Raw genomic sequence first — 25274 nt, 5'->3', positions numbered from 1 at the left:
CGACCAGAAGGCGGACAGCATGTCGAAAACCTCGAACACCTCTTCGAACACCACCACGTCCAGTGCGCGCGTGGTTGGTGCGACCGCTCCTGGCGCCGCCATTCTTTGGGCTGCTGATCGTCGCCGCGATTCTGATCCGGTGGCCGCCGTTCGCAGCGGGGCGCTTGCGCCAGTTCACCCCGACAAGCCCTCCGAGCCGGCCAAGCGAGAGCGGTCATCGCTGCACGCGACACTCGCCACCAGGGCGGAGAATGCGTTGGAGACGGCGGGCCTGATGCAGCAGGGCGGCGAGCGCGCTGCCGCGATCAGGAAGGCGACCATCCTCGCAAACGCCGCCGAGATACTCGGGCATTTCAACGGAAGTGTCCGCTCGCGAACGAAGTGACGCTGGGGCGGCCTGCTCCTGCGTACCATCGTGCCCTCCGAGGGCGGCATCCGGTACAAGGACATGTCAGCCAATGCTCGAGATCAACCTCACCACAGAGCCTCCTCACGGCACGGTCGTGGATCCCGACTTTCTGCTGACGGAAATCATCGGGCTGAAGCGCCTGCTCGTCGAGGCCGAGAGCAATGCCAAGACCCGGTCCGAGCAGGCCGAAATCGAGGCGAGAGAACGCGAGACGGCGAGCAGGCTGCAAAAGCTCATTCTCGAGGAGCTGCACCATCGCATCAAGAATACGCTCGCGACCGTCACCGCCATCGTCTCCCAGAGCCTCCGCAACGTGCCGGCGACCAAGGATGCACAGCATGCCATCTCCGGGCGGCTCCTGGCCCTCGGACGGGCACACGATCTCCTCCTGCAAGCGAAATTGTCCAGCGGCGATCTCCGCACGGTGATCCGTACGTCCGTCCAGGCCTTCGACACGCCCGACGACTCACGCTTTGCGATCACCGGGCCCGACGTGCTGGTGACGCCGGATGCCGTCATCGCCATCGCGATGACGCTCAACGAGCTGTGCACGAACGCCCTGAAGTTCGGTGCGCTGTCCGTGCCGGAAGGACGCGTCGATCTGCTGTGGACCGTCGACCAACGCCGGGTCCGCTTCGCCTGGACCGAAAGACACGGCCCGGTCGTTCAACAGCCCGCCAGCCGAAGCTTCGGAACCCGGCTGATCGAAACGCTCGGCGTGCAGCTCGGCGGCGAGGTTCAGTTGACCTATGCGCCGTCAGGGCTCTCCTACACGTTCGACGCGCCGATCGCCGTTCTCGACTCTCCCGCGAGACCGCCGATGCACGCAACAGAAAGGGATCTCCGATGTCGCTGAGCCAATTTAGCGTCGATGAGCAGCCGCATACGATGGACGGATTGCGCCTGCTCGCCCAGGATGGCGCCGTCGGCGTCGAGGCCTTCGTCAGCCGCAAGGTGATGGACATCTGGGCCGAGTCGATCGAGCACACGGGCGGCCGGCAGAGCCTGTTTCGTGTCCAATACAATGCGCTGGGAAAATTGAACCTTGCTGCGATCGAGCGGATCGTGAGCAGGAAATATCGGCGCGGCGCCGCATCCAACCGTCAGCATCCCTTCATCGAGGTGTTGTTCTCGGATATCGCCGACAGCGGTGAAACGCTCGATCTGAGCGAGCTGGTGCGAGAGCCATTGCCGCCGTCATTCCATCGGCTTGCGTGAGACAGGCGGACGGCGCACCTCAGGTCTGACCGATCAGGGTTTGCGCGGACGCGGTGCAGATCTCCTCGAGGAAGTCGAGGAAGGCGCGGGCGCGCGAGGAGATCAGCTTGCGGCTCGGAAAGATCGCGGTCAACTGGGCGGCGCGGGTGTCGAACACGACCCCCCTGCCGATCTCGACCAGCCGGCCCTCGCCGAGCAGCTCGACGCAATAGTGCTCCGGCAGAAAGGAAATGCCGGCGCCATGGGCGACGGCGCGGCGCACCGCCAGCGGATTGTTGATGCGGGCGACATGCGCACCGACGTCGAAGCGGACGAGATGGCCGTGCTGCTTGATCATCAGGGTCCGATCGCCATAGCGCCGCTCGCAGATCATGAGATGGCGCTCCAGCGCGCGGACGTCGTCGCCGATGTCGTGCGCGGCGAGATAAGCGGGGCTGGTCACCCAGATCAGGCGGCCCCCGATCAGCACTTTCTGCGCCAGCTCGGAATTCTCCTGCACGCCGACCACGACCGCGATGTCGAAGCGGTCGGCCAGCATGTCGATCGCCCGCGTGGTCGCCTCGACATCGAGCTCGATGCGCGGATAGCGGTGGTGGAATTCGGCGAGCTGCGGCGCCAGGATCTCCTCGCAGAATGCCGGCGGCAGCGCCACGGACAGTCGGCCGCTGGGCACGCCGACCAGCCCGGTCATGACCGCGTCGGCCTCAGAGACCTGATCCAGGATCTTCTGACATTGCTGGAAGAACAGCTCGCCCTCGCGGGTCACCCGGACGCGCCGCGAGTTGCGGTCGAACAGCCGGATGCCGAGATCCTGCTCGAGCCGGGCGACCGATTTGCTGACCGAGGATTTCGGCATGCCCAGGGACCGCGAGGCGCCGGTCATGCCGCCGGTCGCGACCACCGCATGGAACACCGGAATGTCCTCGATCCGCCATTTCATCCTAGAGCCGCTCGTTCATCGAGAGAAACGATCCGTGCACGTTAGCATGATTGTCTAGCATGGGAAACTTCGTAAGGTCCGTCCCAGCACGGCCGCGGGTCACAGTCCACGGCGGCCCATTTCGCGGAGGGACACTTGGCCCGGATCATCGGCGGCATCGGCGCCTCGCACTCGCCCACCATCGGCTTCGCACTCGACACCAACAAGCAGAACGACCCGGCCTGGAAGCCGATCTTCGACGGCTTCGCAGTCGTGCGCGACTGGGTGAAGCAGAAGGACATCGACGTCCTGTTCATGATCTACAACGATCACATCACCTCGTTCTTCTTCGATCACTACTCCGCCTTCGCGCTCGGCATTGACGACCGGTATATCGCCGCCGACGAAGGCGGCGGACCGCGCGACGTGCCGCCGGCGAAGGGCCACCTCGGCCTGTCGCAGCACATCGCGATGGCGATGATGGCGGACGAGTTCGACATGTCGTTCTTCCAGGGCAAGCCGGTCGATCACGGCCTGTTGTCGCCGCTGTCGATGATGGGCGATGCCAGCGGCCCGTGGCCGGGCATGGTGGTGCCGCTGCAAGTCGGCGTGCTGCAGCTGCCGATTCCCAATGCGAAGCGGATGTGGAAGCTCGGCAAGACCCTGCGCAAGGCGATCGAGAGCTATCCGGAAGACCTGAAGGTCGCCATCTTCGCCACCGGCGGGCTGTCGCACCAGGTTCACGGCGAGCGCGCCGGCTTTCTCAACGAAGACTGGGACAACGAATTCCTCGATCTGCTGGAGAACGACCCGGAGCAGCTGACGGCGATGCGCATCGCCGACTACGCGGTCAAGGGCGGCATGGAAGGCGCCGAGGTCATCATGTGGCTGATCATGCGCGGTGCGCTGTCGGACAGTGTGAGGCTCGTGCACAAGCAGACCTACGCGCCGTCGGTGACCAACATCGCCACGCTGGTGTTCGAGGATCTCGGCGGCGCGCCCGAACCGCAGGAGGTCGCGGCCTATCGCGCACACATCGGCCATGAACTCGCGGGCGCGGAGATGCTGACCGGCACCTACCCGTTCACCCATGGCCGCAGCCAGGCCAATTTCCGCATCAACGACTTCCTGCACCGGCTCGTCATCCCCGCGCATCGCAAGAGATTCGTTGAGGAATTCGACGCACTGGCGGACGAGCACCGTCTCACGGACGAGGAGCGCGAGCTCATCAAGAACCGCCGCTGGATCGAGATGATCCGACGCGGCGTCAGCTTCTTCGTGCTGGAGAAGATGGCCGCCGTGATCGGCGTCTCCAACCCGGAGGTCTATGCGGCGTTTCGCGGCGAGACGCTGGAAGCCTTTCTGAAGACCCGCAAGGTGCCGATGCGCTACTCCGTCGCCGGCGGCGCCAAGGCGGACGCGATCGACGCCCATTGACATTGGCACGCACGACCCGCGCCGCCCCCCCCCCCCGCAGTGGCGACGCAGGTCATGTCTCCGGCAGGTTGATGCCGCGCGCCTTGGCCCAGCGCTCCAGGAGCTTGCGCTCATCGCAGCGTGCACAAGCGGAAAAGCCGCCGCGCCCCGCGGCGAACGCCGCTTGGCCTCCCCCTTGCATCGGCCTCTCATGAGCCGGTTCGCAAGATGGAGTTGTCAGATGTCCGACAGCCTGCACACCGTCGTCGTGGCCAGGAAGGCCATCGAGGCGCACAACATGGCGTCATTCGAACTCGTCCCGGCGGACGATCAGCCGCTGCCGGGCTTCACCCCCGGCAGCCATATCGACGTCACCCTGCCGAACGGGCTCACACGGCAATATTCGCTGCTGAACAGCGCCGCCGAACGCAATCGCTACTGCATCGGCGTGTGGAAGGATGCCAACAGCCGCGGCGGCTCCAAGGCGCTGCATCTCGATATCAACGAAGGCGACACGCTGCAGGTCAGCCGCCCACGCAACCGCTTCAAGATCCCGAAGGACACCAAGCAGGCGCTGCTCGTGGCGCGCGGCATCGGCGTCACGCCGATCCTGTCGATCGCGGACACGCTGAAGGCGAAGAACATCCCGTTCGAGCTGCACTACGTGTTCGCGCTGATGTCGCCGGATTCGTTCCGTAGCACCATCGAGGCCTCGGCCTTCGTCGAAGATACGACATACTACAAGGAAGCCACCGAGGACAATCAGCTGCTGAAGGCCGCCGAGCTGCTGGCCGACCGGCCCGACGACACCCAGCTGTTCATCTGCGGCGTCGACTGGTGGATGGATCCGATCGTCGCGCTGGCCAAGCAGAAGGGCTTTGCCGAGGAGCGCATCCATGTCGAGCGCTTCACCGCGAAGGCGGCCGCGGCGCTGCTCGACAAGGTGTTCGACGTCACCATCAAAAGCACCGGCGCGACCTTCAAGATCCCCGGCGACAAGACCGTGACCGCGTTTCTCGAGGAGAACGGCGTCAAGATCGCAACCTCCTGCGAGCAGGGCCTATGCGGCACCTGCAAGACCAAGGTCGTCGAGGGCGAGGTCGACCATCGCGACAAGCGCCTGTCGGCGGCGCAACGCGCCGAAGGCTACTTCCTGCCTTGTGTATCGCGCGGCAAGGGCGACCGGCTGGTGCTGGATCTCTAGCACCGTGACGACCGAGACCGATCTGTGGCAGACCGCGTGGATCATCGCGCAACAGCATGGGACCGACGGGCCTGCGTTCGCGGCCCGCATGGCCGACGGCTTCAGGCTCGGCCACAAGATCGCCGCGCATCGGGCGTGGCTGTCGATCGCGGCCAAGGTCGCCGTGCTGATCGACGACAGCGCATCGGGCACCACGCACCGGCATTGATATGTCGAGAAGCGGACAGTTCTGATCGCGCTGTTCAGAATCGGACACGCTGTGTCGGCGCGTCATTCCAGGGCGACGCGCAGCGGCAAGCCCGAAATCCATATCCACCAGCCGTGGTTATGGATTCCGGGCCTGCGCCCAACGGGCTCATAACGACGGGGAGGCAGTCGCGGCTGTTCGGAACGTTTTTTGCTCCGCCTGACGCAGTCACCAAGCGACCGTCCAACATGCGCGAACGCGCAGGTCGCGCCTTGTGAGGAAGCATGTCCGTGTCACAGTCCGGCACGGCGGACGTTCCAGCCGCCGCCGACATCGCGTTGGCCTATCACGCCCGCACCAAGCACAGCCTCAAGCGCTATGCGGCGGGGCCGGAGACGCTGGACTGGGACGCGCAGCCCAATCCGTTCCGCGAGTTCGCCGGCAGCCCGCGCACCGATCTGCCGCTGGCCTCGGACCGTCTCGCCGTGAGCTTCGCCGATGCCTGCGACGCCACGGCGCCGGTCCAGCCGTTGACGATCGACGGCGTCGCGCTGCTGCTGGAATTGTCGTTCGGGCTGGCGGCCTGGAAGGAGTACGGCCCTGACCGCTGGGCGTTGCGCTGCAATCCCTCCAGCGGCAATCTGCATCCGACCGAGGCCTATGTCATCGCGGAGAATGTGACAGGGCTCAGCGACGGTCTTCATCACTATGTCAGCCGCGATCACGTGCTGGAGCAACGTTGCCGCCGCGGCAGGCCATCGCATGGCGAGCCGCGGCTATGGCTCGCGCTATCCTCGATCCATTGGCGCGAGGCGTGGAAATATGGCGAGCGCGCGTTCCGCTACTGCCAGCTCGACCTCGGACATGCGATCGGCGCCGTCAGCTACGCCGCCGCTGCGCTCGGCTGGTACGCGCGCGTGATCGACGGCATCGACAGCGCGAGGCTCGCGGCGCTGATGGGACTCGATCGCGCGGATGATTTCGCCGGCGTCGAGACCGAGAATGCCGATGTGCTGCTCGCGATCACGCCGCGCGATGCGAGCTCGCGGTCGCCTACCGGTTTGCCATCACTCGCCACGATCGACGACACGTGGAAAGGTCAGGCGAACCGGCTCGATCGCCATCCGCTCTACCGCTGGCCCATCATCCCCGAGGTGAGCGCGGCCACGGCCGGCGCGGCGCAGGATGCGATCTCCGCTCCGTGGCGGTGCCCGCCGCTGACGCGGCAATCACAGGCGCGCGCGGCCGAGCTCATTCTCGGTCGTCGCAGCGCGCAGCGCTTCGACGCCAGGTTCACGATGGATCTCGCAACGTTGCTTCACCTTCTCGACGCGCTGCTGCCGCGCGCTACGCCGCCATGGACCATCTGGCCGTTCGCGTCGCGGCTGCATCCACTGCTATTCGTCCATCGCGTCGAGGGGCTCACGCCCGGGCTCTATGCGCTGCCGCGCGGCAGCGGGGCGGAGACCAGCCTGCGGCGCGCGCTGCGTCCCGACTTCGACTGGCAGCGGGTCGAGCGCGCAGCTGATCATCTGCCGTTGTTCCGGCTGCTGCCGACCGACAGCCGCGGCGTGATCCGCACCGCGAGCTGTCACCAGGCGATCGCGGGCGACGGCTGCTTTGCGATGGCGATGCTCGCCGAGTTCACGCCGGCCGTCAGCGACCATCCGTGGCGCTATCGGCAACTGCATTGGGAGGCTGGCCTGATCGGCCACGTGCTCTACCTCGAAGCCGAGGCGGCGGGCCTGCGCGGCACCGGCATCGGCTGCTTCTTCGACGACTCAGTGCACGAGATGCTCGGCGTGGTCGGAGAGCAGTTCCAGGTGCTCTATCACTTCACGGTCGGCCGTCCCCTGACCGATGATCGCATCACGACGCTGGCGGCCTATCCCGGCCGCACGCGCAATGAAGCGGGAGTCCTGCCATGAGACCGCGTATTCCGTTTCAGCGCATCGATGTCGACCACGCAGCCGAGCTGCTGCAGCGCGACGATGTGCTGCGCTTCGACGTCCGCGACTCCGCCTCGTTCGACACCGCGCATATGGCCGGCGCGCGGCATCTCACCCAGCGCAATCTCGCCGAGATGATCGCCGGCACGAGCAGGCGCGCGCCGATCCTGATCTACTGCTATCACGGCAATGCCAGCCAGGACTACGCGCAGACCTTCTCCGATTTCGGCTTCACCGAGGTCTATAGCCTCAACGGCGGCTATGAGGCGTGGCGTCAGCGTTGTCCCGCGCGGAGCGGCGCGGCGAACGTCAGTCCGGCCCTGGCGGCGTGGCTCGCCGCCCAGGGCTTTCCCGCTGACGACATCGACGCCATCATCGCCAATCGGACCACGCCGCTGATGAAGGCGGCACATCTCGGCAATGTCGGCGTCATCCGCGAGCTGCTCTCTGCCGGCGCAGACATCGCCGCCAGGAACGCGGACGGCAATAACGCGCTGTGGCTCGCCTGCGTCGGCCGGCATCTCGACGCCATCGACGCGCTGGTCGAGGCCGGCATCGATCTCGACAACAGCAACGACAATGGTGCGACAGCGCTGATGTATGCGTCCTCCTCCGGCAAGGCCGATGTGGTCGCACATCTCCTGGCCAAGGGCGCGGACATCCGCACCGAGACGCTCGACGGCTTTTCCGCGCTCGACATGGCCGCTTCGCTCGAATGCCTGAACCTGCTGCGGAATGCGGCCAAGGCGGCGGCTTCAAAGACGCCCGCGCCCGAGGTCCGGCCGTGACCGTCATCGAGCACGATTTCGGCATGCAGCAGCGCCAGGTCGAGCGCCGCTTCCGGACGCTGCTCAGCCTCGATGCGCTGCACGAGGCCAATGTCCGCGCCAATCCCATTCCTTATCTGGAACGCGCCAGCGAGCGCATCTATCAGCTCGAGAAGGCGCTGTTCGATGCGCTGCAGGCGGCGACGGCTGCAGCCGACGATCATGGCGAGACGGTGAGCATCGGCAAGGCCGAGCATCAGCGCCTGCTGCAATGCCGGGCCATCGTCGAGAGCGCCTATGCGCAGCTCGTCGCCGATCAGCCCGAGACGTGACTGAACGAAGCTGGAGAAAGAGATGAGTGAAGGATTCTTCGTAGACTGGGATGGCAACCTGCGCAGCGCCGCCGATCCCGGCGGCGGCTATCTGTGCGACATCGACACTGTCGCGCGCTATGTCGCGGTGACGACCAAGAACGGCACGCTGGTGCACGAGGCGACCTTTTTCAGAACCCGGGCCGATGTCGACAAGGCCGGCATCAAGGCACAGCTTGTATCCGGCACCCATCCCTGGGGCAAGAAGGCGGATGGGTTCTGAGGGTCCGCCGAACGAGATCACGTAGTGAGTGTCATTGCGAGCGAAGCGGAAGCAATCCAGGGCTCAGGTAGGATTCTGGATTGCTTCGTCGCTTCGCTCCTCGCAATGACGTTGGAAACCCCATCCGTCAATCCGGGTGGATCATGATCTCCATGGTCTCGTCGAGGTCGTCGAACGGATCGGGAATATCTTCCACCAGCGCGACGCCGCACAGGCACACCTCGCCGTCGATGACAGCGAGCGCAATCGGCTCCAGGCTCTGCCCTGCGCAGGCACCGGCGTTGCACAGCCCGGTGTCGATCTCGAACGTTGCGCCATGCCGTCCGCAGCGCAGCAGCGTCCGATCCGGATTGAAGAACTGGCCGCTACCGATGTTCAGCCATTTGCCCTCGTGTGGGCAGCTGTTGACATAGCCGACAAAGCCGCCGGACACAGTGTGGATGATCACGATAGGAAACGGCCGCGCCTCGCCATTGTCGCCGATCCGCGACAGGCTGAACGCCTTGGCTTCACCCGGCGCGATGCCGGCAGTCGGACAGATCACGAAGATTTCCGGCTCACGTTCCGTCATGCGCGGCGCTCCCTGACCGGCGCGACGGAGCTACGGGACCGCGATGACGTCTCCTGTCGCAAACCTGACGGCAGCGGCCCGACCTGTCGAGCCACGGCGCATCAGTCTCGATCTGTCCCGATCCTTGCATGAAGCATGCCGTAGGCATCGAAGACACGCGCGATGTCGGCTTGGAGACAATGATGGCCGCGATGAAATTCTACATGACGCCGGGATCGTGCTCGACCGGCATCCACATCATTCTGGAAGAGCTCGAGGAGGTGTTCGAGGCCCATATCGTCAACCTGCCGGCCGGCGACAATTTCAAACCGGACTATGTGGCCATCAACCCGAAGTCGACGATTCCGGCGCTGGTGCGCAGCGACGGCAGCGTGCTGACGGAAGTGCCGGCGATTGCCTATTGGCTCGGCCGCTCCAGGCCGCGCGCCAGATTGTGGCCTTCGGATATCGAGACCGAAACGCGGCTGCTCGAAGCCATGAGCTACATTGCCGGAACGGTGCATGGCCACGGCTTCGCGCGCATCTTCGCCACGCCGACCTTCAGCCGCAACGAGGCCGACCAGGAGTCGGTGCGCGCGCTCGGCCGCAACATCGTCGTGAAGGGCTTTGCGATCCTGAACAAGATGCTCGACGGGCAGTCCTATCTCGGCGGCGAATTCTCGGTCGCCGATCCGATCCTGTTCTATGTCGAGTTCTGGGCCGACAAGACCGGCATTGCGCTGCCGGCCAACCTGCTCGCGCACTACCGCCGCATGCTCGCGCGCCCGGTCGTACAGCGGGTGCTGCGCGAGGAAGGGTACAATCCGGCGACCTTGGGGCAGGCCAGCCAGTTGTAGCCGATCTACTCCGCGGCCTCCGGCAGCAGCTCGTGGTCGCCAAGATCGATGCCGCGGAAGATGGCGCAGCGGCGGAAGACCTCGATGGTCGGGCGGACGCTCTTGTGGTGGCAATATTTGGCGACCAGCTTGGCCAGCCCCTTGATGTCGCGGCCTGACGCGCCTGGGAACGTGTCCACCAGCAGCTCCACCAAGCCGGCATCGACGTTCAAGCCGAACTGCGCGCACATCACCCGCCAGATCCGGCCGCGCGCTTGCGCGTCCGGCGCCTGGAACCTGATCAGCGCGATGCAGCGCGACACGATCGCTTCATCGATGTCGTCGATGCGATTGGTGGTCAGGAACAAGAGCCCGTTGAAATATTCCAGCACACGCAGGAATACGCCGACGACGGCATTCATCGTCATGTCGTCCTCGCGCCGCTTGATGTAGACGTCGGCCTCGTCGATCAGCATGACCGCGCCCCAGCGCTGCGCGCGCGTCAGCGCATCCTTCAGCGCACTCTCCATCGCCGCGACGTTCAGCCCGAGCTGACCGGAATGCACGCGGTACAGCGGCCGGCCGATGATCTCGGCGTAGACCTCCGCCGTCAGCGTCTTGCCGACGCCGGGCGGCCCCGCGCAAAGCACGGTGGTGCCGCCGGACTTGCCGGCGACGATGTCGTCCATCAAGAGGTCCATCTCGGCAGTGAGGATGTCGATCAGGTCGGTCTGTTCCTCCGGCAGCACCAGCTTCTGCTTGAGCTCGGGCTGATAGGCGTAGGGCACCATGTCGTCGGCATGCACCCAGAGATAATGGTGCAGGTCGAGATGGAACATCAGCATATAGGGATGAACGGGAATGCGGCAGAAGATGCCCTTCGGGATCGCCGCCCTGGATTCTTCGACCTCCTGCTCGGCGTCATAGAGATTGCTCTTGGCAGCCTTGCGCAGGTACTGCCCGAGTATGTCGCCCGTGACCTCGAGCGTCAGCGCCCGCTCGGTGAGAATGCCTTCGTCGTTGACGAGCCGCGCGCTGCCGCCGCCGGACGACAGCACGATCACGTCCTTGCGCGACCAGTCCATGTCGCGATGCGAGGAGTTCGGATCATCGGCGAAGAAGCCGATGCCGCGGCCGGAGAACTGCGCTCCGTAGCGGCCGCGCCAGGCGAAATAGCGCTCGGCCGTCTCGTCATAGGCGGATATCAGCTCGGGTGTTTCCTTGAGGAAGCCCTTGGCGGCGAAGATTTCGGCGACCGTCCTGCCGACGATGTCGCCGGCGGAGATGCGCAGGGTGGACGTGGTGATCGCGCCCTTGGCGTTGGCCTTGAGCTCGATGAAGACGCGGCCGGCCTCGTCATTCGACGGTGCGGTGTAGTCGAGTCGCGTCACGACATAGGGCAGCGGCCGGCTGGCGACGTTGGCCGTGAACATCCAACCGCGGATGGCGTCCGAGATCAGGTAGCGCGCAATCGCCGGCAGCACCGATTCCAGTTCGTGCTCGGAGAACCGGGCGCCGGAATCGGCAAAGGCGCGCTGCAGGGTGGCGATCTGCGCCGCACGGGCGTGCCATTCGGGACCGGCCTTCTGGTAGCTGTCGCGCAGGAAGTCGAGCTCGGCGGTCGCGAGTTGCGCCATATTGACCTCGACCTTGTCGCCGAAACGCAGCTGCTCCGTCAACGAGGCCAGACGCGGGAAGGCCGCCGCCATCGCCAGGATGGTCGGACGTTCGATCTGCAGCTTCATCGGTCGCACCTCGACGCTGTCGGACTCACGACGACATTCTCGTCGGCGTGCGCGTCACGTCTCCCGACTTTGCCAGCAGCAGGCGGTTGGCGGCGAGCGAGAACTCCTGCCAGGCGGCGGCGATGTCGCGCAGGATCGTCTGCACGTAGTCCTTCGACGGCTTGTGCTCGAACGGAAAATTCGACAGCGCGCAGGAGGTGCGATTGAAGGCTATGGCATCGTCGAGCAGCGACTGCATGACATCGCGGAACGGTTTCTGGATCTCCGGCATCAGGGCGGAGCGCCCGCGTTCGACGGCGACGTCGCGCATGTCGAAGGTCAGTGCGTCCAGCACCTGCAGCGCCGCCGCGAACACCCCCTCGGTGGCTCCGAGAACAGCGAGCTGGGTCAGTTGCTCGCGCTGCTGCGTAGCGAGGCTGCGGTTGAGCCGCTGCCGATAATCGTCGAACGCGGCATCACGCTGCGCGGCGACCCAGGCGCCGAACCAGGCGAGGCTCGCTGCGTTGCCCGACAGCCCGTCGCCGATCGCCACGGCCGGCCGCGGCCCGGCGATCTCGCCCATGCTCCGGGCCATCGCACGCTCGATGCGCTTGGCGGCGTTCAGGGCACCTTCGAGATAGCCGGCCGCGTGGCTTGCGGTCTCGGCGCCACCGAGGTGCAGCCGCCCGCCCCATAGCGCCCGCCGCAGCATCGGATTGGCGATCTCGCTGTGCTCGCCGCGCGGCGTGGTGCGATCCAATGCGCTGCAGGTGAAGCGCTCGGCCGCCCAGTCCTGATAGTGCTGTTCGCCGCCTTCCAGCGCGGAGCCGAACAGCTGCACCATCTGGCTGTCCATCAGCAGCGGCAGCCCGACACTGAAGGTCGCGCGCAGATCGGGCGAGAAGGCAAGGAAGCCGCCGAGCGCAGCACGGTCGCCGCCGGCATCGCAGGCGTCGAAGATCTCGCCGATCACGGCCTGCTCGTGGCTGACGAACGCATTGCCGGACCGGCCCTGGTCGCGCCAATGCGCCTGGTCGTAGGCGATCACGACCTTGGCCTGCGCCGCCATCCAGGTCTCGGCACCGCGCATCGCATCGAAGGTCGCGTCGTCCAGTTCGGGAAAGAAGCCGACGTGATCGATCAGCAGCCGCGGCGGCAGCGCGAGCACGGCGCGCTTGGCCTCGATCGCGACCGATTCGGTTGATGTGGCAAAGATCAGCCGCACATGCGTGCCGCAATCGACGATGCGCATCAGCTCATGGCCGAGATGGATGAAGGGCTGCGGCAGATCACGCGCCAGCGCCTCGACCAGCTTCGTCATGCCGCCGGAGAGCCGGCGCGCGCCCTGGTGGACCGGCGGCCCGCCGATCTGCTCGGCCGACTTGTCCGCCTCCTTCAGATGAAGAACCGTGCCGTCATCGTGCTGGGCAAAGTCGGACAGGCCGAGCTCCGCGATCAGGCCGGTCAGCAGCGGCTGGGTGTCCGGCCAGAACCAGGTCGGGCCGAGGTCCAGCGCAAGCCCCGCCTTGCTCCTGACCGACAGCACACGTCCGCCCAGGCGATGTCGGGCTTCGAACAAAGCGAACGTGCTGCCGCGCTGCTGCAGGCTGCGCGCGAGTGCCATTCCGCACAATCCACCTCCGACAATGGCCGTTTCGAGCATGGCAGGACCTCGGCTGATGCGTTGCGATCGCGTCTCGACCGGGTCCTGCAAGAAGCTTGCAAGTTTTTGCGCACCAGGGGATGTGCGTTTCCAAACATTGCTTGATTTTCGCACCGGCTTGGCTCACGCCATCACAATGAGCGACGAGCGCGAGATCCTGGCCGCCAATGCGGCCTTCTATGCTGCCTTCACGGCCGGCGATTTCGCGGCACTCGTTGCCCTCTGGGCCGATCGCGACGGCATCTCCTGCATTCATCCGGGCTGGCCGGCGATCGTCGGCCGCGCCGCCGTGATCGGCAGCTGGCGCGACATCCTCGCCAACCCAGGCCGGCCGAACATCGTCTGCGCGGACCCGCACGCGATCGCCGACGGCGATCATGGCCACGTGCTCTGCATCGAGCTGGTCGACGGCGCGGCGCTCGCGGCGGCCAATCACTTCGCGCGCATCGACGGCGCCTGGCGGATGATCCACCACCAATCCAGCCCGATCGCGCAGCTCGCGACGCCGGAACACGACGCCGACGGCCATCGTCTCCACTGATCGCCGCATCTGGCACGAAATTTGATCTACCCTCCCTGACCGGCAGCAATGTCGGGGATTGTTGATTTTCGTCGCGTCGGATTCGGGTCGAATGTCCGTCTCCACGCAAGGCGATCTGCGCAGGCTGCGACCAGCAACGTGCAGATGCCGACGGGAGACAGGGATGGCACGCGTTCTGACCGCCTATCTGAAACGCAGCGATGTGCCGACGCGCACAGCGTTGCAGCACGCCATCGACCTCGCGCTCGGACAGGCGCAGGGAGCACTGGTATGAACATCGCGGCTCCACTTCAGCCGACGGCGATCCATGCCGTGCCTGCCGAGCTCTGCGACTGCGGCTTCCGCCTGCTGATGATCCGCCAGTTCAATGTCGGCGCGGTGCCGCCGGCCTTCGCCATCATCGATCAGCGCGTCATGCGCATGCCGCAGCGGCTCGGCCGCCATGGCGTGTCGTTTGCCGCCACGTTCCTGCCCGAGGTGATGTCATGGCTGATCGATCATCTCGGCCGGCCATCGCTGCATGATGAGACCGGCCGCTCCTACCGCAATCCGCGCTGGCCTGTCGTGTGCTGGCATGACCAAGAACGCTACTGGCCGAGCGGCGCCGTCACGGTCGAGTGGTTCGCCGAGGTTGCCTTCCAGGATCACGCATCATGGATGGCATTCCGCACCCATTGGCACGAAAGCCTGACGGGCCGGAATGCCGGCGCAGACGCGACCGATGGAGAAGCAGAGCAGCGCGACGCGTACGATGCGGAAAAGGAATTTGCCGGCGAGGTGCTTCAACAGGCATGATCTGCCAAAGTGATGCGGAGCCGTGCCGGGCTCTGTTCGATGCCGGTCGTGGCGTGATATCAAGGGCGTGATCAAACCGCGCGGAGGCTCTCATGCGCTACGTCTCATGGTTCGGAGGCTGGCTCGGTCATTTGCTGCCGCAAGGGCGCGCTGACAGCCGTCTCAAAGCGCACGACATCCTCACCCGGCGCCCGGCCGCCGAGTTGTCCAATGAGGACCTGTTCTACATCGCGATGCTCGGCCCTCACGTCTGAGTGGGACCAGATCCCTCGCCCATCGCGCCGCCCATCGGCGGCCTTCCGCCTCGATACGACACGAGCCCGACATGACTGACATTGCGCGCTTCCGCGACTTCGTCGCCGATACGGCACGCCTCGTCGCAAGCACGACAAACGAGCCGGAGCTGCTCGCCGCGCTCGCACCGAAACTGAAGGAGCTGGTCGCGCATGACGACTGGCTGCCTCAGGCCTTTGCGGTCGCCGACGGCGGCCGCTACCGACAATATCTGCTGTATGCCGATCCGCTCGATCGGTTCTCCATCGTGAGCTTCGTGTGGGGCCTCGGCCAGGGCACGCCGGTGCACGACCATCGCGTCTGGGGCCTCGTCGGCGTGCTGCGCGGCGAGGAACTCTCGGTCAGCTATGCGCGGCAGCCGGACGGCACGTTGCGCGAGGCTGCGCCGGAGCGGCTGCGGGCTGGACAAACGGCCGCGGTATCGCCACACATTGGCGACATCCACGCGATCTCCAACGGTCTGGCGGACCGCTCCTCGATCAGCATCCACGTCTATGGCGGCAATATCGGCCGCATCCGCCGCGCGGTGTATGATGCGGAGACCGGCGCCGCCCGAGACTTCATTTCCGGATATTCGAATGACACCGTCCCCAACCTCTGGCCCGACCGCACCGCCGCCTGACGGTTTCCGCATCATCACACCGACCGAGTTGCGGCGGCGCTGGCGCGCCGGCGAGGAGGTGGCACTGCTCGACGTCCGCGAGGAAGGCCCATATTCGCTGTCGCATCCGTTCTTCGCGGTGTCGCTGCCACTGTCGCAGATCGAGCTGCGCATCCTCGATCTCGTGCCGCGTCTGAATGTAGCCGTCGTCGTTTATGATGATGGCGAAGGCTATGCCGCCCGCGCGGTGCCGCGCATTCATGCACTGGGCTACACCGACGTCGCGATGCTCGCTGGCGGGCTGTCGGGCTATGCGCGCCATGGCGAGGTGTTCCGGGACGTCAACGTGCCGAGCAAGGCGTTCGGCGAATTGGTCGAGGCCATCCGGCACACGCCGTCGCTGTCGGCCGACGAAGCCAAGGCGCTGATCGAGCGCGAGTCGAATCTGGTCGTGCTCGACGCCCGCCGCTTCGAGGAATATCGCACCATGAGCATCCCGCGCGGGGTCAGCGTCCCCGGCGGCGAGCTGGCGTTTCGGGCGCGCGAGGTCGCGCCGTCGCCCGACACCACGATCATCGTCAACTGCGCCGGACGCACGCGCTCGATCATCGGCACGCAGTCGCTGATCAATGCCGGGCTGCCGAACAAGATCTATGCGTTGCGCAACGGCACGATCGGCTGGACACTTGCCGGCCATCAGGTCGAGCGCGGCAAGACCGCGCGCCTCCTGGAGCGGCCACGGACGAGCTACGCGACCGCGCTGGCTGATGCCAAGGCCTGGGCCGAGCGCGTCGGCGTCGGCGTGCTCGATGCCGCGACATTCGCGCGCCATCAGGCCGAGGCCGGGGCGCGCACGCTGTATTGCCTCGACGTCCGCACGCCCGAGGAATATGCCGCCGGCCATCCGGCTGGCTTCGCGTCGGCACCGGGCGGCCAGCTGGTGCAGGCGACCGACGAGTGGGTGGGCGTGCGCGGCGCCCGTCTGGTGCTGTTCGACGATGACGGCGTGCGCGCACGCATGACGGCGTCATGGCTGAAGCAGATGGGCTGGGACGTGGCGGTCGTGGGACCGGATGTCGTTGGAGCGACCGAAACGGAAATCCGCGCCGCACGCCGACCGCCGCTGCCGCAGCGTGGCGACGCGGCAATCAGCGCCGAGCAACTCGCGGCCGATCCCGCTGCGTGGACGATCGTCGATCTCACGCGCAGTCCGAGCTACAAGGCCGGACACATTCCGGGCGCACATTTCGTGCTGGCGTCGCGCTTTGCGGATGATCTCGCCAAGCTGCCCGGCGACGGTCCGATCGTGCTGACCAGCAACGACGGCAGCGAAGCCGCGTTTGCGCTTGCGGATGCACGTGCCGCGACGACGCGTGAGCTCCGCGTGCTCAGCGGCGGCACGCGCGCCTGGACGGCTGCCGGGCATGTGCTGGAGAGCGATCGGTCCTCATGGATCTCGCTTGCCGACGACGTCTACAAGCGTCCCTATGAGGGCACCGACAACGCCGCCGAAGCGATGCAGGCCTATATCGACTGGGAGCTGCAGCTCGTCGCTCAGCTCGCCAATGACAGCGTGTCGAATTTCCACGTGGTGTAGTTCTGGTGAATGCGCAGGGTGGGCAAAGCCGCATTCGCGACGCGAATGCCGCGTGCCCACCGCTTTCACGCGGGTCGCGAGACGTGGTGGGCAGGCGCCGCCTTCGGCGTCGCTTTGCTCCCTAGGTCGTTACAGCTTCACCGGGAGCTGCGCGCCGAACTCAACGGCGCTGGTTGTAGACGTCGATGCAGACGGCGCCGAGCAGCACCAGGCCCTTGATGACCTGCTGATAGTCGATGCCGACGCCGAGAATGGACATGCCGTTGTTCATCACGCCCATGATCATGGCGCCGATGACAGCGCCGCCGACCCGTCCGACGCCGCCATAGGCCGAGGCACCGCCGATGAAGCAGGCCGCGATGACGTCGAGCTCGAAGCCGAGGCCGGCCTTCGGCGTCGCGGTGTTGAGCCGGGCGGCGAAGATCAGGCCGGCCAGCGCGGCCAGCACGCCCATGTTGACGAAGGTCATGAACACGAGCCGCTCGGTCTTGATGCCTGACAGCTTGGCTGCCTTAGCGTTGCCGCCGACCGCATAGATCTGCCGGCCGACCACGGTGCGGCGCGTCATGAAGCCGTAGAGCGCGATCAGCGCCGTCATGATGACCAGCACGTTGGGCAGGCCGCGATGCGAGGCGATCAGATAGGTGAAATACATCAGTGCGCCGGCCAGCACGACGTTCTTGGCAGCGAAGAAGCCGAACGGCTCGACCTCGATACCGTGCTCCACCTCGCGCGCACGGCCCTTGACGCTGGCATAGACCAGAATGAGCGTCAGCACCGCGCCGATCGCGAGCGACGTGGGATAAAGATGCGCCGCGCTCGGCATGAACTCGGGGATGAAGCCGGACGACAGCTTCTGGAACGTACCCGGGAACGGCCCGACCGATTGCCCCTGCAGCAGCGCCAGCGCCAGGCCCTTGAACACCAGCATGCCCGCCAAGGTGACGATGAACGACGGAATGCCGAAATAGGCCACCCAATAACCCTGCGCGGCGCCGATCGCGGCGCCGACGATCAGGCAGGCGATGATCGCGAGCGGGAAGTCGACGTGATAGCGCACCATCAGCACGGCGGCGACGGCGCCGACGAAGCCCGCAACCGAGCCGACCGACAAATCGATGTGCCCGGTCACGATCACCAGCAGCATGCCCAGCGCCATGATGACGATGTAGCTGTTCTGCAGCACCAGGTTGGTGAGGTTGAGCGGCTGCAGCAGGGTGCCGTCGGTCATGAACTGGAAGAACAGCATGATCACGAACAGCGACAGCAGCATGCCGTAGCTGCGCAGATTGTTCTTCAGGAAGCCGCTATGCGACTTCTCCTCCGGGAGCGAAACCGTCTTGTCGGTCATTGCTGGCGTCCTCCCGACCGCTTACGCGGCCGTCTCCTGGTTCTTGATGGTTTCGTTGCGCATGATGGCGCGCATGATCTTTTCCTGCGTCGCCTCCGGCCCGGCGAACTCGCCGACGAAGGCGCCGTCATTCATCACGCAGATGCGGTCGCAGATTCCGAGCAGCTCCGGCATCTCCGATGAGATCACGACAACACCCCGGCCGGCATCCGCGAGCTCCTGGATGATACAGTAAATCTCATACTTTGCGCCAACGTCGATGCCCCGCGTCGGCTCGTCGAGGATCAAGACCTTGGGATCGGTCATCAGCCATTTTGACAGCACGACCTTCTGCTGGTTGCCGCCGGAGAGCTGGCCGGCCTCCTGATAGACGTCGGAGCAGCGGATCCGCATCCGGCCGCGGTAGCCGGACGCCGCCTTGAGCTCGGCGATGTCGTCGATCACGCCCTTCGGCGCGACCTGCGCGAGGCTCGCCAGCGTGATGTTCTTGCGCACGTCGTCGGCCAGGATCAGGCCGAGCTGCTTGCGGTCCTCGGTGACATAGGCGAGGCCGGCGTCGATCGCGGCCGGTACGCTGTTGAGAGTGACGTCGTGGCCTTCGAGGCGGGCGCGGCCCGTGATGTTGACGCCCCAGGAGCGGCCGAACAGGCTCATGGCGAATTCGGTGCGCCCCGCGCCCATCAGGCCGGCGATGCCGACGATCTCGCCACGGCGCACCTGGAAATCGACGTTCTTGATTACCTGGCGGTCGGTATGCTGCGGATGGTAGACCGACCAGTTCTCGACCGTGAACACGGGCTCGCCGATCTTCGGCTGCCGCTCAGGGAAGCGGTGCGCCATGTCGCGATTGACCATGCTCTTGATGATCCGGTCCTCCAGGACCGGCTCGGCGCGGCAATCGATGCTGTCGACGCTGCGTCCGTCGCGCAGCACCGTGATGCGATCAGCGACGCGGGCCACCTCGTTCAGCTTGTGCGTGATCAGGATCGACGAGATGCCCTGGTCGCGGAAGGTGACGAGGCGGTCGAGCAGCGCCTGGCTGTCGGCCTCGTTGAGGCTTGCCGTCGGCTCGTCCAGGATCAAGAGCTTGACGCGCTTGGACAGCGCCTTGGCGATCTCGACCAATTGCTGCTTGCCGACGCCGAGATCGGTGATCAGCGTATCCGGCGATTCCTTCAATCCCACCTGAGCCAGCAATTGCTGGGTGCGCCGGTAGACCTCGTCGCGATCGATGACGCCAAAGCGTGACGGCGCATGCGACAGGAAGATGTTCTCGGCGATCGACATCAGCGGAATCAGCGCGAGCTCCTGGTGGATAATGATGATGCCGAGCGCCTCGGAATCGTTGATGTCACGGAAGCGCCGCTCCTCGCCTTCGAAAATGATCTGGCCCTCATAGCGGCCGTAGGGATAGACGCCGCTCAGCACCTTCATCAGGGTCGACTTGCCGGCGCCATTCTCGCCGACGAGGGCGTGGATCTCGCCCGCCGCGACCGTAAAACTGACGTCGCGGAGCGCCTGCACGCCCACGAAGCTCTTGCTGACGCTGCGCATCTCGAGGATTGCCGTCATCGCGCTGTATCCCGCAACACTTGAAGTCGTTGAGATAAGAGGAGCCGGCGAGCGCATGGCCGCGCTCGCCGGCCATGAGATCACTCGACCTGCGACTTTTTGTAGTAGCCGCCTTCGATCAGGACCTTCTCCCAGTTGCTCTTGTCGACCACGACCGGCTTGAGCAGATAGGCCGGGACGACCTTGACGCCGTTGTTGTAGGTCTTGGTGTCGTTGACCCTCACTTCCTTGCCGCTCAGCGAAGCATCGACCATGTCGGCGGTCACCTTGGCGAGGTCGCGGGTGTCCTTGAAGATGGTCGAGTACTGGTCGCCGCGCAGGATCGCCTTGACCGACGGCACCTCGGCGTCCTGGCCGGAGATGACCGGCATCGGCTGGTTGCCGCTGCCATAGCCGACGCCCTTCAAGGACGAGATGATGCCGATCGAGAGGCCGTCATAGGGTGACAGCACCGCATCGACACGCTTGCTGCCGTAATAGGCGCTGAGCAGGTTGTCCATGCGGGCCTGGGCGGTGGCACCGTCCCAGCGCAGGGTCGCAACCTTGTCCATGCCCTTCTGGCCGGAGGCGACCACGAGCTTGCCGGAGTCGAGATAGGGCTGCAGCACCGACATGGCGCCATTGTAGAAGAAGTAGGCGTTGTTGTCGTCCGGCGAGCCGCCGAACAGCTCGATGTTGAACGGCCCCTTGCCGTCCTTCAGCCCGAGCTTGTCCACGATCGACTGCGCCTGCAGCACGCCGACCTGGAAGTTGTCGAAGGTCGCGTAGTAGTCGAGGTTCGGCGTGTCGCGGATCAGGCGGTCATAGGCGATCACGGTGATGCCCTTGGCCTTGGCCTGCTTCAGCACGTCCGACAGCGTGGTGCCGTCGATCGCGGCGATCACCAGCACCTTGGCGCCCTTGGTCACCATGTTCTCGATCTGCGAGAGCTGGTTCGGAATATCGTCCTCGGCATATTGCAGGTCGGTGGTGTAGCCGCGCTCCTTCAGCACCTTCACGATGTTGTTGCCGTCGTCGATCCAGCGCGCCGAGGATTTGGTCGGCATCGCGATGCCGACGGTCCCCTTGCTCTGGGCCAGTGCGGCGCTGGACAGCGCCATCGCGCCGAGGCCGGCCAGGACGGCGGCCATGATGGTCTTCATTCTCGACATGTCTTCACTCCCTTTGGATTTTCGAATTTGGACAAGAGATACCCGATTGCGTATCTTGATACCAGTTAGCTGTTAGGCTGAACGACGCTTGACTGATTGTTCCTCCTCTCAGATCGACAGCTTGACGTCGGGCTCGGCGCGACCGTGAGCGCCGACGTCAAGAAGGAAAGTCTGGCCATGGCCAGGGTCGGCCGCCTTGGCCGCCGCGTCCATGTCCTGCCAGGCCGACGTCACCAGCAGGCGCGACAGATCGGGACCGACGAACGCCGGGCAGCTCGCCTGGCTGGCCGGAACCGCGATGCTTCGCAGATGCTCGCCCCGCGGGCTGTAGACGTCGACACAACCGCCGCCCCAGCGTGCGTTCCAGATCCGTCCCTCGGCATCGACGACGGCGCCATCGAGCCCACCGACACCGGCATGGCGCAGCAGCACCTCTGGCTCGCCGCGCGGCAGGCCCGTCTCCGGGTCGAGCGCGACACGGTAGAGGACGTTCTCATCCGTATCGGCGAAATAGCCGATCGCGCCATCCGGCGAGAAGCAGATCGCGTTGGGAATGGTGACGTTGGGGAACAACCGGATGATCTCGCCGCGATGCAGCGCATAGATCGAGCCCAGGCCGCATTCGGCGTTGCGGCCCATGGTGCCGATCCAGAACGTGCCGGAGGGATGGACCCGCGAATCGTTCGACCGCGTCGCCTGATTGTCGGCTTCGAGCGGCAGATGCAGCGACAGCGCGCCGTCGGCGACGCTGCGGATGTAGAGTCCGTCCTCGGCCACGATCAGCTGCCTGTCGGCATCGATGCGGCCGAGCGCGCTCGCCATCCTGCCGAGCCCGTGGCGGCGGACTTCGCCGCTGCCGATCTTGGCCTCGAACAGCAGGCCTTCACGAATGTCGAACCACCAGGCGGTGTCGGTGTGGGGATCGTAGGTCGGCCCCTCGCCGAGATGGCAGCGCTCGTCGCAAAGGATCGTGGTCGGCACCTGCTCCATCATGCGGACGCTCCCGCGGTCGAGAAGCGATACACCGTCTCGTGCTTGTAGACGTCGTCGGGCGCAAGACGCGCGCTGGGAAAATCCGGACGGTTCGGACTGTCCGGCCAGGCCTGCGGCTCCAGGCAGAGCGCGTCGGACTGACGATAGACACGCCCCTTGCCGCTCACGGTCGCGTCAAGATAGTTGCCTGAATAGACCTGCAAGCCAGGCTGATCGGTGAGCAACTCCATGATCCGCCCGGAGCGCGGCGACTCGAGCCGGGCCGCGAAACGCACGCCAGAGCCGTCGCGCAGACAGAAATTATGATCGTAGCCGCGACCGCATTTGATCTGCGGGTCGTCAGCGCGGATGCGGGCACCGACCGCATGCGACTCGCGGAAATCGAACGGCGTGCCGGCGACGGAATGCGGCGGCCCCGCCAGCGGGATCGCAGTCTCGTCGATCGCGAGATAGTGGTCGGCTTCGACTGTCAAACGATGATCGAGAATGCCGGTGCCGGCGGCCAGGCCGTCGAGATTGAAGAAGCTGTGGTTGGTCAGGTTGACGATCGTCGTCCGGGTCGTCCGGGCGCTGAAGCTGACGGCCAACTCCGTCGGTCCCGTCAGCTGATAGGTGACACGGACGTCGAGCCGCCCCGGATAGTTGGCCTCGCCGTCGGGACTGACATAGAGCATCGTGACCGAGGGCTGGGCGCCGTCTTCGGTGGCGACGATCTGCCAGAGCTTGCGGTCGAAGCCGTCGGGGCCGCCATGCAATGCATGCGCACCATTATTGGCGTCGAGGCGCAGGTCCTGACCGTCGAGCGAAAAGCGCGCCTTGGCAATGCGGTTGGCGTAGCGTCCGACCGTTGCACCGAAAAATTTCCGGAGCTTGAGGTAGCTCAGCAGGTCGTCGTGGCCGAGCACGACGTCGTCGACGCGGCCCTGCGCATCCGGCACCAGCAGCGCCTGCAGCGCCGCGCCGTAAGTGATGATCCGCGCCTCGAAACCGTGAGCGCCACGCAAGGTGACGCGCTCGACCTCGCGGCCGTCCGGCAGCGTGCCGAAGACATCCCGGGTGATCCGTGCCTGCTCCGCCATGGCGTCAGTCCTCGAACGGCTCGACGAATTGGCGGCGGCCGAGCAGGAAAGCGTCAGCCACCAGCCGCAGCGGCGCCAGATCGACGTCGCTCGCGCCGGTCCTTGTGAGTTCGACGAAGCGACGGTAGAGGCCGGGATACTCGCGCTCCTTCTCGTCGACCATCGGCTGGTCGTCCGCGGTCATCCGCGCGCCGCCCAGCGACAGCTTCAACTGGCCTGCGTCGGTCTCGATCCGGATGTCCCAGCTCTGCGGCCCGGTCTGGCGGAAGTCGAACTCGGCCGCGATCGGCAGGTCGCTCGCCGTCGACAGTGACAGGTTGGCCGCGATCGGAGCCTGGCGGTTGGACGGGAACGACAGTTCCGCCTCGGTCACGAACACCGGCTCTGGCAGAATGCGGGTCAGGATCGACAGCGCGTTGATTCCGGGATCGAACACCCCTAACCCGCCCGGCTCCCAGATCCAGCCCTGCCCCGGATGCCAGACGCGCACGTCCTCCTTCCAGTCAATCCGCACGCTGCGAATCTGGCGGGAAGACAGCCACGCGCGCGCCGGCTCGACGGCGGGCGCGTAACGTGAATGCCAGGTCGCGAACAGCGTGCGCCGCTTCGCGGCGGCAAGCGCGACCAGCGGATCGAGCTCGCTGACGGCGGCGCCCGGCGGCTTCTCCAGCATCACATGCTTGCCGGCTTCCAGCGCGGCGAGCGCCTGCGCACGGCGCACCTGCGGCGGGGTGCACAGCGCGACCGCGTCGATCTCGGGTCCGTCGCGCAGCAGCTCTTCGATCGTGCCGAAATGCGGCAGGCCGGGCAGCGAGGCATTGCGACTCGCCACTGCCGTCAACGTCACGCCCTCGGTGGCGGCGATCGCCGGCACGTGCTGATCCCTGGCGATCTTGCCGAAGCCAACGATGGCGACACGAAGCTCGCTCATCTCTAGCGTCCCCAGCGCAGCACGACTGGGTCGAGCCGGCGCGCGATCTCGATCAGTCCCTTCTGGGTCGCCGGATGAATTGGCGGCTGCGGGCTGCGCAAGGTGTCGTGGCGGATCACGCCGCCCGCCTTCATCAGTATCTTGCAGGTGGCAAGCCCGCACTGCCGGTTCTCGTAGTTGATCAGCGGCAGCCAGCGCTCATAGGCCGCCGCCGCGGCCTCGCGGTCGCCCGCGAAATACGGATCGATGATCTTGCGAATGCCGTCGGGATAGCCGCCGCCGGTCATCGCGCCGGTGGCGCCCGCGTCGAGATCGGCCATCAGGGTGATTGCCTCCTCGCCGTCCCACGGACCTTCGATCGCCGTGCCACCTGCCTCGATCAGCGCGCGCAACTTGTCGGCCGCGCGCGGCACTTCGATCTTGAAATAAGCGAGGTTCTCGATCTCCTTGGCCATGCGCGCCAAGAACGGCACCGATAGCGGCGTGCCGGCGACCGGCGCGTCCTGCACCATGATCGGGATCGAGATCGCGTCCGACACGCCGCGATAGAACTCGTAGATCGAGCTATCAGGCACGCGGAAGGTGGCGCCGTGATAGGGCGGCATCACCATGACCATGGAAGCGCCCTTCTCCTGCGCGCGGCGCGAGCGCTCGGCGCAGACGAAGGTCGAAAAATGCGTGGTGGTGACGATGATCGGCACGCGGCCGGCGACATGATCCAGCACCGTGGTCATCACCAGATCGCGCTCGTCATCGGTCAGCACGAACTGCTCGGAGAAATTGGCGAGGATGCAGATGCCGTGCGAGCCGGCATCGATCATGAAGTCGATCGCGCGCTTCTGGCCCTCGAGATCGAGGCGGCCGTCAGCGTCGAAGATGGTCGGCGCGACCGGGAAGACGCCCTTGTAGAGCTTTTTGGCGGAAGCGGTCATG

Annotated in this window: 27 protein-coding genes; 16 read left to right on the top strand and 11 right to left on the bottom strand. The window is 65.7% G+C overall.

Going from position 1 to position 25274, the window contains the following annotated elements; all coding sequences use genetic code 11:
* Positions 1–19 precede the first annotated feature (19 nt).
* The 3 genes from QX132_RS06185 to QX132_RS06175 all read left to right on the top strand — a co-directional run bounded on the left by QX132_RS06185 (position 20) and on the right by QX132_RS06175 (position 1627).
* Positions 20–385, top strand: a complete 366-nt coding sequence (locus QX132_RS06185) for a hypothetical protein (protein WP_315738441.1) — start codon at positions 20–22, stop codon at positions 383–385.
* Between the two features lie 73 nt (positions 386–458).
* The gene (locus QX132_RS06180; RefSeq protein ID WP_316160417.1) at positions 459–1265 is read left to right on the top strand and encodes a sensor histidine kinase; all 807 of its coding nucleotides are present in this window, start codon (positions 459–461) and stop codon (positions 1263–1265) included.
* A complete protein-coding gene (locus QX132_RS06175; protein ID WP_315738443.1) occupies positions 1256–1627 on the top strand; it encodes a signal transduction histidine kinase in 372 nt (123 codons plus the stop codon). The genes QX132_RS06180 and QX132_RS06175 overlap by 10 nt, the downstream gene beginning before the upstream one ends.
* A gap of 19 nt (positions 1628–1646) precedes the next feature.
* Here the strand turns inward: QX132_RS06175 and QX132_RS06170 are convergent, their stop codons facing one another.
* Positions 1647–2567, bottom strand: coding sequence for a LysR family transcriptional regulator (locus tag QX132_RS06170; protein WP_316160415.1), 921 nt, complete (start codon positions 2565–2567; stop codon positions 1647–1649).
* A gap of 135 nt (positions 2568–2702) precedes the next feature.
* Here QX132_RS06170 and QX132_RS06165 point away from each other — a divergent pair, with 135 nt between their 5' ends.
* The 7 genes from QX132_RS06165 (at position 2703) to QX132_RS06135 (ending at position 8663) form a co-directional block, all read left to right on the top strand.
* Positions 2703–3983 carry a gallate dioxygenase gene (locus tag QX132_RS06165; protein ID WP_315781778.1) on the top strand — a complete coding sequence of 427 codons (1281 nt, stop codon included), beginning with the start codon at positions 2703–2705 and terminating at the stop codon, positions 3981–3983.
* A gap of 220 nt (positions 3984–4203) precedes the next feature.
* Entirely contained in the window at positions 4204–5166 is a 963-nt protein-coding gene (locus tag QX132_RS06160; protein ID WP_315796780.1) for a PDR/VanB family oxidoreductase, read from the top strand.
* A 4-nt stretch (positions 5167–5170) separates the two neighbouring features.
* Entirely contained in the window at positions 5171–5374 is a 204-nt protein-coding gene (locus QX132_RS06155) for a hypothetical protein (protein ID WP_315738447.1), read from the top strand.
* 263 nt (positions 5375–5637) lie between these two features.
* Positions 5638–7281, top strand: coding sequence for a nitroreductase family protein (locus tag QX132_RS06150; RefSeq protein ID WP_315796779.1), 1644 nt, complete (start codon positions 5638–5640; stop codon positions 7279–7281).
* A gap of 65 nt (positions 7282–7346) precedes the next feature.
* Entirely contained in the window at positions 7347–8090 is a 744-nt protein-coding gene (locus QX132_RS06145; protein ID WP_315796919.1) for an ankyrin repeat domain-containing protein, read from the top strand.
* Positions 8087–8401: a hypothetical protein gene (locus QX132_RS06140; protein ID WP_315755464.1), complete on the top strand. Its 315-nt coding sequence runs from the start codon at positions 8087–8089 to the stop codon at positions 8399–8401. Before QX132_RS06145 ends, QX132_RS06140 begins: the two co-directional genes overlap by 4 nt.
* A gap of 22 nt (positions 8402–8423) precedes the next feature.
* Positions 8424–8663, top strand: coding sequence for a hypothetical protein (locus tag QX132_RS06135; RefSeq protein WP_315738450.1), 240 nt, complete (start codon positions 8424–8426; stop codon positions 8661–8663).
* 127 nt (positions 8664–8790) lie between these two features.
* Here QX132_RS06135 and QX132_RS06130 read toward each other — a convergent pair whose 3' ends face one another.
* Positions 8791–9234 (bottom strand): Rieske (2Fe-2S) protein, encoded by a 444-nt coding sequence (locus tag QX132_RS06130; protein ID WP_315781783.1) that lies wholly within the window; start codon positions 9232–9234, stop codon positions 8791–8793.
* A gap of 191 nt (positions 9235–9425) precedes the next feature.
* Here QX132_RS06130 and QX132_RS06125 point away from each other — a divergent pair, with 191 nt between their 5' ends.
* Positions 9426–10070: a glutathione S-transferase family protein gene (locus QX132_RS06125; RefSeq protein ID WP_315776256.1), complete on the top strand. Its 645-nt coding sequence runs from the start codon at positions 9426–9428 to the stop codon at positions 10068–10070.
* A gap of 5 nt (positions 10071–10075) precedes the next feature.
* Here the strand turns inward: QX132_RS06125 and QX132_RS06120 are convergent, their stop codons facing one another.
* Both QX132_RS06120 and QX132_RS06115 read right to left on the bottom strand, forming a co-directional pair.
* On the bottom strand, positions 10076–11794 hold the full coding sequence (locus tag QX132_RS06120; protein WP_316160413.1) for an ATP-binding protein: 1719 nt from the start codon (positions 11792–11794) through the stop codon (positions 10076–10078).
* A gap of 25 nt (positions 11795–11819) precedes the next feature.
* Positions 11820–13436 carry a flavin monoamine oxidase family protein gene (locus tag QX132_RS06115; RefSeq protein WP_316160412.1) on the bottom strand — a complete coding sequence of 539 codons (1617 nt, stop codon included), beginning with the start codon at positions 13434–13436 and terminating at the stop codon, positions 11820–11822.
* Between the two features lie 136 nt (positions 13437–13572).
* Between QX132_RS06115 and QX132_RS06110 the strand changes: the two genes are divergently transcribed.
* From QX132_RS06110 to QX132_RS06090, 5 genes are all read left to right on the top strand, one after another.
* The gene (locus QX132_RS06110) at positions 13573–13977 is read left to right on the top strand and encodes a nuclear transport factor 2 family protein (RefSeq protein ID WP_315738454.1); all 405 of its coding nucleotides are present in this window, start codon (positions 13573–13575) and stop codon (positions 13975–13977) included.
* A gap of 276 nt (positions 13978–14253) precedes the next feature.
* Entirely contained in the window at positions 14254–14772 is a 519-nt protein-coding gene (locus QX132_RS06105; RefSeq protein WP_315776255.1) for a hypothetical protein, read from the top strand.
* 92 nt (positions 14773–14864) lie between these two features.
* Positions 14865–15026: a hypothetical protein gene (locus QX132_RS06100; RefSeq protein ID WP_315738455.1), complete on the top strand. Its 162-nt coding sequence runs from the start codon at positions 14865–14867 to the stop codon at positions 15024–15026.
* Positions 15027–15097: 71 nt separating this feature from the next.
* A complete protein-coding gene (locus QX132_RS06095; protein WP_315811763.1) occupies positions 15098–15688 on the top strand; it encodes a cysteine dioxygenase in 591 nt (196 codons plus the stop codon).
* Positions 15645–17264 carry a rhodanese-like domain-containing protein gene (locus QX132_RS06090; RefSeq protein ID WP_316160411.1) on the top strand — a complete coding sequence of 540 codons (1620 nt, stop codon included), beginning with the start codon at positions 15645–15647 and terminating at the stop codon, positions 17262–17264. The genes QX132_RS06095 and QX132_RS06090 overlap by 44 nt, the downstream gene beginning before the upstream one ends.
* A 160-nt stretch (positions 17265–17424) precedes the next feature.
* Here the strand turns inward: QX132_RS06090 and mmsB are convergent, their stop codons facing one another.
* From mmsB to QX132_RS06055, 7 genes are all read right to left on the bottom strand, one after another.
* Positions 17425–18615 carry a multiple monosaccharide ABC transporter permease gene (gene mmsB, locus QX132_RS06085; RefSeq protein ID WP_315738458.1) on the bottom strand — a complete coding sequence of 397 codons (1191 nt, stop codon included), beginning with the start codon at positions 18613–18615 and terminating at the stop codon, positions 17425–17427.
* 21 nt (positions 18616–18636) lie between these two features.
* Complete coding sequence (gene mmsA / locus QX132_RS06080; RefSeq protein WP_316160409.1) at positions 18637–20187, bottom strand: multiple monosaccharide ABC transporter ATP-binding protein; 1551 nt, start codon at positions 20185–20187, stop codon at positions 18637–18639.
* 80 nt (positions 20188–20267) lie between these two features.
* Positions 20268–21338 (bottom strand): multiple monosaccharide ABC transporter substrate-binding protein, encoded by a 1071-nt coding sequence (gene chvE / locus QX132_RS06075; protein WP_316160408.1) that lies wholly within the window; start codon positions 21336–21338, stop codon positions 20268–20270.
* A 108-nt stretch (positions 21339–21446) separates the two neighbouring features.
* Complete coding sequence (locus QX132_RS06070) at positions 21447–22328, bottom strand: SMP-30/gluconolactonase/LRE family protein (RefSeq protein ID WP_315776254.1); 882 nt, start codon at positions 22326–22328, stop codon at positions 21447–21449.
* Positions 22328–23410 carry an aldose epimerase family protein gene (locus tag QX132_RS06065; protein ID WP_315776070.1) on the bottom strand — a complete coding sequence of 361 codons (1083 nt, stop codon included), beginning with the start codon at positions 23408–23410 and terminating at the stop codon, positions 22328–22330. Before QX132_RS06065 ends, QX132_RS06070 begins: the two co-directional genes overlap by 1 nt.
* A 4-nt stretch (positions 23411–23414) precedes the next feature.
* The gene (locus tag QX132_RS06060) at positions 23415–24341 is read right to left on the bottom strand and encodes a Gfo/Idh/MocA family oxidoreductase (RefSeq protein ID WP_315776069.1); all 927 of its coding nucleotides are present in this window, start codon (positions 24339–24341) and stop codon (positions 23415–23417) included.
* A 2-nt stretch (positions 24342–24343) separates the two neighbouring features.
* The gene (locus QX132_RS06055) at positions 24344–25273 is read right to left on the bottom strand and encodes a dihydrodipicolinate synthase family protein (RefSeq protein ID WP_316160407.1); all 930 of its coding nucleotides are present in this window, start codon (positions 25271–25273) and stop codon (positions 24344–24346) included.
* Position 25274 lies beyond the last annotated feature (1 nt).

The sequence above is a fragment of the Bradyrhizobium sp. SZCCHNRI20481 genome (assembly GCF_032485055.1).
Classification (GTDB): Bacteria; Pseudomonadota; Alphaproteobacteria; order Rhizobiales; family Xanthobacteraceae; genus Bradyrhizobium.
The sequence above is the reverse complement of the archived record's forward strand: the minus strand, read 5'-3'. Positions and strand labels throughout refer to the sequence as shown.

What these genes read in the sequence shown, in the direction of transcription:
- QX132_RS06115 (WP_316160412.1), bottom strand. Translation starts at nt 13,436, where the DNA reads ATGCTCGAAACGGCCATTGTCGGAGGTGGATTGTGCGGAATGGCACTC.
- QX132_RS06065 (WP_315776070.1), bottom strand. Translation starts at nt 23,410, where the DNA reads ATGGCGGAGCAGGCACGGATCACCCGGGATGTCTTCGGCACGCTGCCG.
- mmsB (WP_315738458.1), bottom strand. Translation starts at nt 18,615, where the DNA reads ATGACCGACAAGACGGTTTCGCTCCCGGAGGAGAAGTCGCATAGCGGC.
- QX132_RS06120 (WP_316160413.1), bottom strand. Translation starts at nt 11,794, where the DNA reads ATGAAGCTGCAGATCGAACGTCCGACCATCCTGGCGATGGCGGCGGCC.
- QX132_RS06095 (WP_315811763.1), top strand. Translation starts at nt 15,098, where the DNA reads ATGACTGACATTGCGCGCTTCCGCGACTTCGTCGCCGATACGGCACGC.
- QX132_RS06185 (WP_315738441.1), top strand. Translation starts at nt 20, where the DNA reads ATGTCGAAAACCTCGAACACCTCTTCGAACACCACCACGTCCAGTGCG.
- chvE (WP_316160408.1), bottom strand. Translation starts at nt 21,338, where the DNA reads ATGTCGAGAATGAAGACCATCATGGCCGCCGTCCTGGCCGGCCTCGGC.
- QX132_RS06070 (WP_315776254.1), bottom strand. Translation starts at nt 22,328, where the DNA reads ATGGAGCAGGTGCCGACCACGATCCTTTGCGACGAGCGCTGCCATCTC.
- QX132_RS06150 (WP_315796779.1), top strand. Translation starts at nt 5,638, where the DNA reads ATGTCCGTGTCACAGTCCGGCACGGCGGACGTTCCAGCCGCCGCCGAC.
- QX132_RS06100 (WP_315738455.1), top strand. Translation starts at nt 14,865, where the DNA reads ATGCGCTACGTCTCATGGTTCGGAGGCTGGCTCGGTCATTTGCTGCCG.
- QX132_RS06125 (WP_315776256.1), top strand. Translation starts at nt 9,426, where the DNA reads ATGAAATTCTACATGACGCCGGGATCGTGCTCGACCGGCATCCACATC.
- QX132_RS06130 (WP_315781783.1), bottom strand. Translation starts at nt 9,234, where the DNA reads ATGACGGAACGTGAGCCGGAAATCTTCGTGATCTGTCCGACTGCCGGC.
- QX132_RS06090 (WP_316160411.1), top strand. Translation starts at nt 15,645, where the DNA reads ATGACACCGTCCCCAACCTCTGGCCCGACCGCACCGCCGCCTGACGGT.
- QX132_RS06110 (WP_315738454.1), top strand. Translation starts at nt 13,573, where the DNA reads ATGAGCGACGAGCGCGAGATCCTGGCCGCCAATGCGGCCTTCTATGCT.
- QX132_RS06170 (WP_316160415.1), bottom strand. Translation starts at nt 2,567, where the DNA reads ATGAAATGGCGGATCGAGGACATTCCGGTGTTCCATGCGGTGGTCGCG.
- QX132_RS06060 (WP_315776069.1), bottom strand. Translation starts at nt 24,341, where the DNA reads ATGAGCGAGCTTCGTGTCGCCATCGTTGGCTTCGGCAAGATCGCCAGG.
- QX132_RS06055 (WP_316160407.1), bottom strand. Translation starts at nt 25,273, where the DNA reads ATGACCGCTTCCGCCAAAAAGCTCTACAAGGGCGTCTTCCCGGTCGCG.
- QX132_RS06160 (WP_315796780.1), top strand. Translation starts at nt 4,204, where the DNA reads ATGTCCGACAGCCTGCACACCGTCGTCGTGGCCAGGAAGGCCATCGAG.
- mmsA (WP_316160409.1), bottom strand. Translation starts at nt 20,187, where the DNA reads ATGACGGCAATCCTCGAGATGCGCAGCGTCAGCAAGAGCTTCGTGGGC.
- QX132_RS06180 (WP_316160417.1), top strand. Translation starts at nt 459, where the DNA reads ATGCTCGAGATCAACCTCACCACAGAGCCTCCTCACGGCACGGTCGTG.
- QX132_RS06135 (WP_315738450.1), top strand. Translation starts at nt 8,424, where the DNA reads ATGAGTGAAGGATTCTTCGTAGACTGGGATGGCAACCTGCGCAGCGCC.
- QX132_RS06175 (WP_315738443.1), top strand. Translation starts at nt 1,256, where the DNA reads ATGTCGCTGAGCCAATTTAGCGTCGATGAGCAGCCGCATACGATGGAC.